Source organism: Bacteroides sp. AM10-21B (genome assembly GCF_003472565.1).
GTDB lineage: Bacteria > Bacteroidota > Bacteroidia > Bacteroidales > Bacteroidaceae > Bacteroides > Bacteroides propionicigenes.
The window spans coordinates 186783-199401 of sequence record NZ_QRME01000002.1 but is presented as its reverse complement, the minus strand read 5'-3'; the positions used below and the strand labels follow the sequence as shown (position 1 = coordinate 199401).

Genomic DNA, 12619 nt, shown 5'->3' with positions numbered 1-12619 from the left:
TCTTATATTTTTATCCACTTGTCGGGCATGATGTCGGTATCCAATGTCCGAGAGTATGTTTTAGGACAGATAACAGTTTTGTCGGGATTGGAGTTCAACCATGCCCCCCACCAACTGAAAGTACTGTTAGCTATGATGTTATGTCGGCAGTGGGACATGAGGAACAAGTCTTGCCATGCGTCTTCCTTTTTGTTCCAGTCTACATAGACCGTACTCTCCGGTAATGACAAATGTTGTTTCACCCAGCTTATATCGTCAGAGAAGACGTAGAAACGGACGCCTTTCATCCGCTTGTTTATTATGCTGCAGGCTTTACAATAGTAGGTATCGTCGCAAATGTCCAATAGCTGCGGGTTGTTTAGATAGTCACCACGGCGGATATGTAAAGAAACACTGTTCGGTTCTTCTTTCAGTTCAGTCCATAGGAGGGTGGATTGGGGTGAAAGCATTTCTACTTTAAATGAGAAGTGTTTCCTGATTTCATCTTCAATGCTCGTAAAACGCTGAAACTCGCTTGTCCAATATCCCAGGTACATCTTGTACTTTTTGTTAAATATATAATCGGAACCCAGTGCTGCACGTGTGTGACGGGAGGCAGGTTCTATACATAATCCCAAGTTCAGGTAGCGGAGGAATAACAGCATCAGTTTACAGCCTCGTCCGATGAATGTGGAGCGTAGGCTTGTGTAGTATAGTTTCCAATACAAACGTGCTCTTGCTCTTCTATATTCGGTAAGCTGTATTGGAAAGATACGGGGCAATTCCAGTCCGTTATGGTCGTTGTGGTTGCTGAAAAAGTAAGTACTGACCTCTGTTTGGGGATATACCCGCTTCAGCAGTAGGAAGAAAGCATAGCCGAACATCTGGTTGCCCAGTCCGCCTTGTATGAAGACACAACGTTTCATGAGATTCTTTGTTTTTTGTTCTTTTTCAATAAATAGTTGACACTTTCTTTGAAGATGGCGGCGTCGCAAAGATACATCAGTAGTGTATAGAGGACAATGGCTATCAGTACTTTGGCTGTTAACATCTGGTAGATGTTATCAATGAAAGAGGTGATATACCAAGTGGCGGTCGTAGTGACGGCTGCAATGCCGGCAAACGGGAGAATATCTTTCAGTGCGTTCCATAAAGTGAGACGTATCAGCCTCCATACAAAAAACTGCCATATGCCTAACCAGCCGATGTTAATGATAACAAACCAACGTATCATGGTGCTGATTCCGTAAGGATAAACGGTGAGCATGACACCAAGTTGCAGCAAACCTAATAATATGGTATTCCACATATAAATGTTGGACTTGCCTTTGCTGATGATAAAACTGGTATATAAGGTTGTGATAGGTGCGAATGCTCCGCCCAGACAAAGGACTTGAAGCATTGGTACGCACTGTAACCATTTGTCGGTGATGGTGATGATGATAAATTCTTGGGCAATAAGTGCAAGCCCGAACATGGCAGGAAATGATAAAAAAGCTGTGAAGCGTAGCATTTTCCGGAAAACTTGTTGCTGTCGCTCCCGGTCATCGGCGACTTGGGCGAGTACGGGTTGGGCTACATTGCTTATCATACCGGTAATGAAGGAGTAGCCCATTGTGTTCCATTTGTAAGATTGAGTGTAGCTACCCACATCCGCTTTGGTATAGAATCGTCCGATAAGCGTGGACAGCAGATTAGTGCATATTTGTTCAAAAGTACCCGTGATTAGTATCTTGCTGCTGAAGCCGAAGAGCTCTTTTAACGGGCGAAAATCCAGCTGGAATGTAGGGCGCCACGGTGAAAAATGCCAATAACATATGGCAAGTACAAGAATATAGGTAAGGTTCTGTGTGGCAATCCCCCAATAAGACATACCGTTCCATGCCATGAAAACACCTATGCTTCCGGATATAATCATTGCGGGCATTTGAGAAATGGCCTTTTGTTTCACCATCAGATTACGGGTGAGCATGGCATTATGCACTCCGGCACTGCTTCCAATGAAAAAGGCGAGAAAGAAGTAACGGGATAATGGTATCAGTGATGGTTCGTTAAAAAAACGGGCAATAAGCGGAGCGCAAAAAAACAGTACAATATAAAGAAAGGCTCCCATAAGTATGTTGAACCAAAATACAGCATTGCAATCTCGGTGTTTAAGATCTCTTTTGTTTATTAGGGCAGCTCCGAACCCGCTCGATAGCAGTACATTGGCTATGCCTGCGAATATGGCAAGAACCCCCACCATGCCGTAGTCGGTTTTGTCCAGCAGTCGGGCGAGAGCCACCCCGAAGAGAAGATTCAGCACCTGCTGCATGCCGGTGCCAAATCCGCCCCACAGCAGACCTTTGGCTGTCTTTTGTTTCAGTGATGAGTCGCTCATGCCTTTTTACATTACTGCTTTTGCAGGATTGAGTTTTGACGCATCCCTTTATTTCACTTCACTGCCCGGCTTTACTTCTTTTAGTAATGAGGTTACCGCCAGGGAGCCATCATAGTTCTCGGCAGAAAGTATCATGCCCTCGCTCACCAGTCCGTTTTTGAATTGACGGGGAGCTAAGTTGGCAATGAACAGTACCTGCTTGCCTACCAGTTCTTCCGGTTGATAATGCTGGGCAATACCGCTGACGATAGTACGGTTTTCCAGTCCGTCGGCTATTTTGAACTTCAACAGCTTCTTCATTTTGGGCACAGCTTCGCACTCCAAGACAGTTCCCACACGGATATCCAACCTCTCAAAATCTTCAAATGAGATAACGGGCTTGATAGGATTGGCCTTGTAGCCGGCAGCCTCGTTAGCTTTCTTGGTTGCAAGCAATTTGTCTACCTGTGCTTGAATAACGTCGTCTTCAATTTTCTCGAACAATAGTTCGGGTGTAGCCAATCGGTGTCCGGCAGGAAGCAGGTCGGTATGTCCGAGTTCTGCCCAGTCGAAGCTGTCCATATTCAGCATCTTGCGGAGTTTTTCGCTGCTGAACGGAAGGAAAGGTTCGAAAGCAATGGCAAGATTAGCTACGAGTTGCAGTGAAATATTCAAAATAGTAGCAACACGTGGCATATCTGTTTTGGCAAGTTTCCACGGTTCGGTATCTGCCAAATATTTGTTGCCGATGCGCGCTAAATTCATGGCTTCTTTCTGTGCATCGCGGAATTTGAATACATCGAGCAATTTTTCTACCTCAGCTTTTACGTCAGCAAACTCTTTAAGTGTTTCACGGTCGTAATCGTTCAGCTCTCCTGCAGCGGGCACTATACCTTCAAAATATTTTTTTGTGAGTTGCAGGGCGCGGTTTACGAAATTTCCGTATACGGCTACCAACTCGTTATTATTACGTGCCTGAAAGTCTTTCCAGGTGAAGTCGTTGTCTTTTGTTTCCGGGGCATTGGCTGTGAGCACATAACGCAGTACGTCTTGTTTGCCGGGGAAATCTTCCAAGTATTCATGCAGCCATACGGCCCAATTGCGGGAAGTGGAGATTTTGTCTCCTTCGAGATTTAAGAACTCATTGCTGGGCACGTTGTCCGGCAGGATGTAGCTGCCTTCCGCCTTCAGCATGGCAGGGAATACGACGCAGTGGAATACGATATTATCTTTTCCGATAAAATGAATCAAGCGTGTCTCGGAATCTTTCCACCATTTCTCCCAAGAATCAGGTAATAGTTCTTTCGTATTGCTGATATAACCGATAGGTGCGTCAAACCATACATAAAGTACCTTGCCCTCAGCGCCTTCTACCGGAACAGGAATACCCCAGTCTAAGTCACGACTTACGGCACGTGGTTGCAAGCCCATATCGAGCCAGCTTTTACATTGACCGTATACGTTGGGACGCCATTCTTTATGTTCTTCCAATATCCACTGGCGCAGCCATGCTTCATGCTTGTCAAGCGGCAGGTACCAGTGCTTGGTTTCGCGCATTACGGGCTGGCTGCCGCTGATAGCGCTTTTAGGATTAATCAAGTCGGTGGGACTGAGACTTGTACCGCACTTTTCGCACTGGTCGCCATAAGCACCTTCTGCATGACAGTGGGGGCACTCACCGGTGATATAACGGTCGGCAAGGAAAGTTTTGGCTTCCTCGTCGTAGTACTGCATACTGGTCTTTTCAATGAATTCTCCTTTGTCGTACAGTTTGCGGAAGAATCCGGAAGCCGTGTCGTGATGTGTCTTTGAAGTTGTGCGGCTATATATATCGAATGAGATGCCAAACTCCTTGAAAGATTTTTTGATGAGCGTATGGTAACGGTCTACTACGTCCTGTGGAGTAATACCTTCTTTCTTGGCACGAATGGTAATAGGCACTCCATGTTCGTCGGAACCGCCGATAAAAACTACATCTTCTTTTTTCAGTCTCAGATAACGGACGTAGATGTCGGCCGGTACGTAAACCCCTGCAAGGTGTCCGATATGGACAGGACCGTTGGCATAGGGCAGTGCCGATGTCACGGTGGTACGTTTGAATTTCTTTTCCATTGTATATATGTATCTCTTTTGTTATGAACGCTTTTAAGATGCGCAAAGATAACGGTTTTCTCTTAAACCAACAAAAAGGGGAATACATACTTCTTCACTTCATTGTTGGTACATTGCATTTATAGAGCCTTTATTTCTCGATGTAAAAGTGATATTAAAAACGGATTATCTTCTTGTCCGTATGCATATAAATTGTATATTTGTACTATTGTCGTACTATACTAATGTGAACAGATTATGATAACAGGCCAATTGCTGCATCCTGTCAGTATTGTAGTGGTAGGAGCTTCCAATAATGTACATAAACCCGGCGGGGCTATTCTGAAAAATCTGATTAATGGAGGTTATACCGGAGAACTGCGTGCTGTCAACCCAAAAGAGACTACGGTGCAAGGTGTGAAGGCTTATGCTGATGTAAAAGATATCCCTGAAACAGACCTTGCCATTCTTGCCATTCCGGCTGTCCTTTGTCCCGATGCGGTGAAATTGCTTGCTTCGGAGAAACAGGTACGTGCCTTTATTATTCTTTCTGCCGGATTTGGTGAGGAAACACATGAAGGCGCACTGTTGGAAGACCGTATTCTGGAGACGGTGAACAAGTATGGCGCTTCGTTGATTGGCCCTAACTGTATCGGGTTGATGAATACGTGGCATCATAGTGTGTTCAGCCAGCCTATTCCCAATTTGCATCCGCAGGGTGTCGATTTGATATCCAGCTCCGGGGCAACTGCGGTGTTTATTTTGGAAAGCGCGGTTACCAAGGGTTTACAGTTTAATTCCGTATGGTCTGTGGGTAATGCCAAGCAGATTGGAGTGGAAGATGTACTGCAATATATGGATGAACATTTCGATCCGGAAAAAGACTCTAGGATAAAATTGCTTTATATAGAGAGTATAGGGGATCCCGACAGGTTGCTGTTCCATGCTTCTTCACTGATAAAGAAAGGATGTAAGATTGCAGCTATTAAGTCGGGCAGCAGTGAGAGTGGTAGTCGGGCGGCATCTTCGCATACGGGTGCTATTGCCAGTTCCGATTCGGCGGTAGAGGCCCTGTTTCGTAAAGCGGGTATTGTACGCTGCTACTCTCGTGAAGAGCTGACTACGGTAGGGTGTATTTTCACTTTGCCGGAACTGAAGGGAAAGAATTTTGCTATTATTACCCATGCTGGCGGACCGGGTGTGATGCTGACCGATGCTTTGAGTAAAGGCGGACTGAATGTACCAAAGCTGGAGGGTGAGCTTGCCGAGGAATTGAAGAGCAAACTCTTTCCGGGAGCTGCCGTTGGAAATCCAATAGATATTTTGGCTACCGGTACGCCGGAACACTTGCGCCTGTGTCTGGAATACTGTGAAGAGAAGTTTAATAACGTGGATGCGGTAATGGCTATTTTCGGTACGCCGGGCCTGGTTACTATGTTTGAAATGTATGATGTGCTGCATGAGAAGATGCAGACTTGCAAGAAGCCGATATTCCCTATTCTTCCTTCCATTAATACGGCAGGGGCTGAGGTTTCCGCTTTTCTAGCCAAAGGACACGTGAACTTTGCCGATGAGGTGACGCTGGGCACGGCATTGTCGCGCATTGTTAATGCATCGAAGCCCGCGAATAATGAAATAGAGCTTTTCGGAGTGGATGTTCCGCGTATCCGTCGTATCATAGATTCCATTCCCGAGAACGGTTACATAAAACCGCACCATGTGCAGGCATTGTTACACTCTGCGGGCATTCCGATAGTGGAGGAGTTTGTATCCGCAAATAAAGAAGAAGTGCTTGCCTTTACCCGTCGTGCCGGATTTCCGGTCGTGGCAAAGGTGGTAGGACCTGTACATAAATCGGATGTAGGTGGCGTGGTGCTGAATATAAAGAGTGAACAGCATCTTGCTTTGGAGTTTGAACGTATGATGCAGATTCCGGAAGTAACGGGTATTATGGTGCAACCTATGCTGAAAGGTACGGAATTATTTATTGGTGCAAAGTATGAAGAAAAGTTCGGTCATGTGGTGCTTTGTGGTCTGGGTGGTATTTTTGTAGAGGTTCTGAAGGATGTGTCTTCCGGTTTGGCTCCTTTATCCTATGAGGAGGCTTACTCTATGATTCATTCACTGCGTGCTTATAAGATTATAAAAGGTACTCGAGGGCAGAAAGGGGTGAATGAAGATAGGTTTGCTGAAATCATTGTCCGTTTGTCTACTTTGTTGCGCTTTGCCACGGAGATAAAGGAAATGGATATTAATCCGCTGTTGGCAACAGAAAAAGATGTGATAGCCGTGGATGCCCGCATCAGGATAGAAAAGAAATAACTTTGTGTTAAAATAGAAGCCGTTATGCAGTATTTTGTTTTTATTGACGTTTATAGAAATACAACTAGACTATTGACGTGCTATGAAGAAAAGAAAAAAACAATGGCTCCAGATTTGTAATGGAATGATGTCCGGCGCATTGGTTCTGTTAGGTTTCACATCTTGTGATGAAAATAGTACAGGAACTGGGAGATGTGAATATGGTACTCCTTATGCTAAATATGAAATCAAAGGGAAAGTAATAAGGAAGAGACAGCAAATATATAAATTTTAAACTAAAAAAGAGAGAAATATAAAAAAGGTGGGAGCCCTTTCTGTTCGTAAGCGTTTGGCACTGGAGATTGCGCGTAAGATGCGTAACAATCTGAAAGAGTTGCATCCGTTGAGGCAACTCTTTTGGGAGTGTACTCTACGTTGTAATCTGCACTGTAAGCATTGCGGTAGCGACTGTAAACGAATGCCGGATGTTAAGGATATGTCGGCAGCCGATTTCTTGCGGGTTGTTGATTCCATTACTCCATATGTGAACCCGAATGAGGTAAGCATTATAATGACCGGTGGAGAGCCGTTGATGAGAGAAGATGTGGAGGAAGTTGGACTGGAACTCTACAAACGCGGTTATCCTTGGGGAATTGTTTCTAACGGTCTTTATCTCACGGCTAAGCGGTTGGAACGTTTAATGTCTGCCGGTCTTCATTCCATAACCATCAGCTTGGATGGTTTTGAACAGGAACATAATTGGTTGCGTGGGCATCCGGAAAGTTATGGGAGGGCCGTAGACGCAATCAAGATGTTGGTACATGAACCGGAGCTGGTCTGGGATGTAGTGACTTGTATCAATAGCCGTAACTATCTGTATTTGGATGAGTTGAAAAATTACCTTTATCGTATTGGCGTTCGGCGGTGGCGCTTGTTTACAATCTTTCCGATAGGGCGTGCTGCATCACACTTGGAGTTGCAATTGAGCGACACTGAGTTTACAGGCGTTATGGAGTTCATCAAGCGTGTTCGAAAGGAAGGAAAGATGCATATTGATTATGCTTGTGAAGGTTTCTTAGGTAAGTATGAAGGTGAGGTTCGTGATAGTTTCTTTGCCTGCAATGCCGGAATCACTGTCGGTTCCGTTTTGGCAGATGGTTCTATATCTGCGTGCCCAAGTATCCGTAGTGATTTTCATCAGGGAAATATTTATCATGATGATTTTATGGATGTATGGGAAAATCGTTTTCAAGCCTTTCGCAATCGGAAGTGGATGAAGAAAGGTGTATGTAACGATTGCAGTTTTTTCCGTTACTGTGAGGGTAATGGTATGCATCTGCGTGATGATGAAGGTAAATTACTTTTCTGTCATCTCGACAGGCTTCATTGTTAGTTTGCTTATTTTTTGTTTGTTTTTTGTGAGGGGTAGATTTTATCCGGCCCAATTTTCCCTATCCAGGTTCCTATATCCGATTGCTTCTGCTAAGTGTGCGGGTTGTATTAGGTCATAGCCTTCAAGATCGGCAATAGTGCGCGAAACCTTTAGGATACGATCGTAGGCGCGTGCTGAAAGATTAAAACGGTTCATGGCGGTCTTTAACAGAACAAGACCTTTGTCATCAGGATGAGCATAGCGGGCAAGTAATTTGCTATTCATCTGTGCATTACAATATACACCGGGAATCTCGGCGTATCTTTCAGACTGAATCTGGCGTGCATATATTACACGTTCGCGAATATTAGCGCTTGACTCTCCGGGATGTGTATCTGACATTTTTTCAAATGGAACGGGGATAACCTCAATTTGCAGGTCGATACGATCGAGCAAAGGTCCTGAAATGCGATTCAGATATTTCTGCACTTGTCCCGGGCTACATACGCAGGCTTTGGTAGGATGATTGTAATATCCGCAAGGGCAAGGATTCATAGAGGCTACAAGCGTAAAACTGGCAGGATATTCTACGTTACATTTCACGCGTGAGATGGTGATTTTCCGATCTTCCAAGGGTTGACGTAGTACTTCAAGTACATTCCTGTTGAATTCCGGTAATTCATCAAGGAATAAAACACCATTATGAGCCAGGCTGATCTCGCCCGGTTGCGGAAAACTTCCTCCACCTGTCATAGCCACTGTAGAAATGGTATGATGAGGGTCGCGAAATGGGCGTTTGGAGATAAGCCCGCCTTCTTGTCCGAGCTTTCCTGCAACGGAATGTATTTTGGTTGTTTCAAGGCTTTCACCTAATGATAAGGGTGGAAGGATGGAAGGGAGACGCTTGGCAAGCATGGACTTTCCGCTACCGGGAGCACCTACTAAAAGAATATTGTGTCCACCTGCAGCTGCCACTTCTAATGCACGTTTTACGTTTTCCTGTCCTTTTACATCAGAGAAATCCAAATCAAAATTACTTTGTTGGGCATAAAACTCTTTGCGGGTATTGATATGTACTTGCTCTAATTCTCGCGTGCCATTGAAGAATTCGATTACCTCTTTCAGATTTCCCGCTCCATAAACATTCAGATTGTTGACTACGGCAGCTTCTTGCGCATTTTGTTTGGGAATGATTATTCCCTTAAAACCAAGTTCCCTGGCTTTTATTGCAATGGGCAATGCTCCTTTTATAGGTTGCAGGCTTCCGTCCAGACTTAGTTCTCCCATTAGCAGATAGTGGTCTAATTTGTCCGATTGGATGATTTCATTGGCGCCTAACATACCAATAGCCAATGGTAGATCATAGGCGGAACCTTCTTTGCGAATATCTGCCGGAGCCATATTGATAACAATGTTACTTGTTGGTATACGGTAACCGTTTACTTGTAGTGCAGAGATAATGCGTTGGTGACTTTCTTTGACGGCAGAGTCAGGAAGACCCACGAGATAAAACATACAGCCTCTGGAACTGTTGACTTCGATAGTGATGAGGGTTGCATCAATACCTTGAACAGCCGCTCCAAAAACTTTAATGAGCACGTAATTTAGTATTTAGTAATTAATGATCGGTGGATGAGGATTATCTTTTCTTTTTCTCCTCTGCCTCCTTTAATTTCTTCTCGATATCTTTCTCGCTTAGATTTTTCCCTTCAATTCTTCCGGATGGGTTGAGTAATATATTAGCGGGTAAAGTTTTTATAGCAAGTTGCTTTACAACCTCTGTATTCCAGCCGGAAAGATCGCATACTTGTTCCCACTTTAGAGTGTCTGTTTTAATCGCCTTTTGCCAGCTATCTTTATTGATGTCTAAGGAAACTCCTAAAAGCGCAAACTTCTTGTTCTTTTGTACTTGCTTATAGATTCTGCGATAAACAGCATTACTATCTCGGCTTACTGTATCCCAAGAGGCCCAGAAGTGTACTAATAAATATTGGTCTTTGAAGTTTGCACGGTTTATTTGTTTTCCGCTGGTATTGGGCAGGCGGAAATAGGCAGCAGTTTTCCCAATAGCAACCTTTTCTTGTTCTTGAATATGACTGAGTAGTTCACTAATATAGGGGCGGTCTTTCAACTCTCCCGTCATATGTTCGGTCAGTTTTTTAATTTGGGTGTAGTCCAGTTTTTCTTTTTGTACGAAGTATTTATCCAATAGGTAAATACTGGCTAAGGAGGAATGATGTTCATTGATAAATTTACCGACTTTCTCTTCTAATACTTTTTCGGATGGCTTACCTAATCCTCTCAGTTCTTTTTGGAAAGAACTTAATTCTTCATTGGGTATGTTCCCCTTTATTTCCAAATTGTTAAGTTCAGCAGCAGAGCCGTTTATTTGTATTCTATTTCCTTTATCCATAAAGAAAGGATATTGAGTGCCATCGCTGAACAATAACCAGGCAGCTACTAAAGTATCCGGAGAAAGTATTTTTGAGAACTTGCCATTTTCAACAAGCAGAGTATCCATGTGGTCATACATTTCGTCTGCACCATATATATATATGGTGTCACTTCCCAATCCCTTGATTTCTCCGCTAAGGCTGACCGTATCGGATCTCTTGCCGTCGCAGGCAGATAATATAATAAGCAGGAAAAATGCAAAATAAATATTCTTCATATGGGTTCCTTCTTCTGGTACACTGCTGCGAAAGTAGTTCTTTTTGGTGTGAATAAAAAAAAATGCCCGACATATTTCCATGTCGGGCACTTCTTTTCATCTTATAACCTTTATTATTTGATGATATTCATAAAGTCTGCATTCGTGAAGTATTTGGAGAATTCCAAGTCAGAAGCAGCCTTCTTAGCTAATGAAGAATCTTTAGCAACAGCTTTCTTCAGGTTATCAGTTACCATAGAAGTGTTGTTAGTTCTTGCACCTACAACAGCCATTAAATAGTCTGTGTAAGCGTCAGGTTTAGCGATGCTTGACAATGTGCTCTTAGCCTTGTTGTAATCCTTAGCCAAGATTTGTGCCAAAGCTGCACTGTTAGTCTTAGTATCGCCAAATGCGTTAACGGCTCTGTCGTATTGACCTTGAGCTACGTACAGGTTACCCAAAGCTTCGTTCAACTCTTTAGCGCCTGAAGCTTTACCCAAGTAAGATTCAGCGGCTGCTTTGTCACCCTTAGTCAAAGCGATAAGACCCATATTCATATTAGCTTCAGCAGAATCCTTGATAGAAAGAGATTTCTTGAAATATCCTTCAGCCTTGTCAAGGTTACCAGCTTGATAAGCCAACTTACCGAGGTTGTTGTATGCACGATAATCGTTCGGATAGATTTGAGTAGCTTTGATGAAGATAGCTTCTTGCTTAGCAGGATCATTAGTCAAAGTTGTTGCATACAGCAATTCTTCGATGTTCAGTTGCTTAGCATCGCTGTCTGCCAAAGATGCGATTTCTTCGTCAGATTTACCGATTACGTCATAGTTCAAGGTCAGACGAGAACGACGCAATTGCGGAAGGATTTCTTCAGCCAAAGTTTTGTATACAGAAGAGATGTTTTTGATTTCTTGTTCTCTTTGTTCAGGATCAGAGTACATTGACAATACGCGAAGAATCAACTCTTTGTCTTGGATGTTGGATTTGCTAACCAATTCTTGGAAACCTTCCCAGTCTTGTGCAGTGTATTTAGTATCTACAGCAGCATCAATTTTGCCTTTCTTCAGGTCTCTATTAATAATCTTAGCTGTGTTGTCCTGACGATTTTCAGCCAGGCCAGTGTTCAACTTAACACCACCATCGGGAGAAGCATATGCAGAAATTTCGATGTTGCTGATTTTCTTGTTAGCAGCCTCGTTTACATTCTTAACTTCTTCGTTGAATGCTTTAGCTGTTTTCAATTCACTTGCACGAACGTTAGCCTGTTGAATCAAGAACATGATGTTTGCATCATATTTCTCTTTGATTATACGTTGGAAAGCGTCGTCACCGTTAGCTGGGTTAGCGCTACCCAAAGTTTGGCCAATCAATTCAGAAGTAGAGATAACGCCGTCAGCTACTTTTACAGCGGGGATAGTAACTTCTTTCTTTCCAACTTTAGCTTTAAATTCCAGATATAACTCAGATTTGGCCATTTCAGGAACATAATCGAAAGAGGTTTTCATAGTGTAGCTACCACCAGTCTTGTAAGAAATACTTTGGTCGTTGCCTTCTACTTTTTCGCCTTGGAATACGGCAGGCTGACCCTTAGCTTCGCCACCTTCCCATCTCAAAACCGGAGTAACTTCTACTACAGCATTTTTCTTGAAATACTTTTCAGGGAACTTACCGTTAATTGTAGCAGGTACCTTGCCACCTACGGCTTCCAATACTTGCGGAGTCACTGTGAAATAGTCAGAAGACAGTTCACCCATTTTGCTGCTGCATGATGTCAAAACAGCAACAAGTGCCACTAACAAAGGCAGATACAATTTTTTAGTCATTTTAGATATAAATTAATTGTTTGTAATTGAAATTTGTCCAT

At 43.5% G+C, this 12619-nt stretch carries 9 protein-coding genes; 3 read left to right on the top strand and 6 right to left on the bottom strand.

The window, feature by feature from the left end:
* Positions 1-2: 2 nt before the first annotated feature.
* Genes DW121_RS02915 through metG form a run of 3 tightly spaced genes read right to left on the bottom strand, consistent with a single transcriptional unit; the run spans position 3 to position 4450 of the window.
* Positions 3-905, bottom strand: coding sequence for an alpha-1,2-fucosyltransferase (locus tag DW121_RS02915; protein WP_118323000.1), 903 nt, complete (start codon positions 903-905; stop codon positions 3-5).
* The gene (locus DW121_RS02910) at positions 902-2359 is read right to left on the bottom strand and encodes a lipopolysaccharide biosynthesis protein (protein WP_118322999.1); all 1458 of its coding nucleotides are present in this window, start codon (positions 2357-2359) and stop codon (positions 902-904) included. The genes DW121_RS02915 and DW121_RS02910 overlap by 4 nt, the downstream gene beginning before the upstream one ends.
* Before the next feature lie 48 nt (positions 2360-2407).
* A complete protein-coding gene (gene metG / locus DW121_RS02905) occupies positions 2408-4450 on the bottom strand; it encodes a methionine--tRNA ligase (protein ID WP_117710404.1) in 2043 nt (680 codons plus the stop codon).
* Between the two features lie 237 nt (positions 4451-4687).
* On the opposite strand from metG, the gene DW121_RS02900 reads away from it, so the two are divergent.
* From DW121_RS02900 to DW121_RS02890, 3 genes are all read left to right on the top strand, one after another.
* A complete protein-coding gene (locus DW121_RS02900) occupies positions 4688-6751 on the top strand; it encodes an acetate--CoA ligase family protein (protein ID WP_118322998.1) in 2064 nt (687 codons plus the stop codon).
* 82 nt (positions 6752-6833) lie between these two features.
* Positions 6834-7025 (top strand): radical SAM-associated putative lipoprotein, encoded by a 192-nt coding sequence (locus tag DW121_RS02895; protein ID WP_233514838.1) that lies wholly within the window; start codon positions 6834-6836, stop codon positions 7023-7025.
* A 27-nt stretch (positions 7026-7052) separates the two neighbouring features.
* Positions 7053-8123: a TIGR04133 family radical SAM/SPASM protein gene (locus tag DW121_RS02890; protein ID WP_117710402.1), complete on the top strand. Its 1071-nt coding sequence runs from the start codon at positions 7053-7055 to the stop codon at positions 8121-8123.
* A gap of 39 nt (positions 8124-8162) precedes the next feature.
* On the opposite strand, the gene DW121_RS02885 is transcribed toward DW121_RS02890, so the two are convergent.
* The 3 genes from DW121_RS02885 to DW121_RS02875 form a co-directional block, all read right to left on the bottom strand.
* Positions 8163-9701: a YifB family Mg chelatase-like AAA ATPase gene (locus tag DW121_RS02885; RefSeq protein ID WP_117710401.1), complete on the bottom strand. Its 1539-nt coding sequence runs from the start codon at positions 9699-9701 to the stop codon at positions 8163-8165.
* A gap of 40 nt (positions 9702-9741) precedes the next feature.
* Positions 9742-10773, bottom strand: a complete 1032-nt coding sequence (locus DW121_RS02880; protein WP_187120000.1) for a thioredoxin-like domain-containing protein — start codon at positions 10771-10773, stop codon at positions 9742-9744.
* A gap of 113 nt (positions 10774-10886) precedes the next feature.
* Positions 10887-12578, bottom strand: coding sequence for a tetratricopeptide repeat protein (locus tag DW121_RS02875; protein ID WP_117710399.1), 1692 nt, complete (start codon positions 12576-12578; stop codon positions 10887-10889).
* Positions 12579-12619 lie beyond the last annotated feature (41 nt).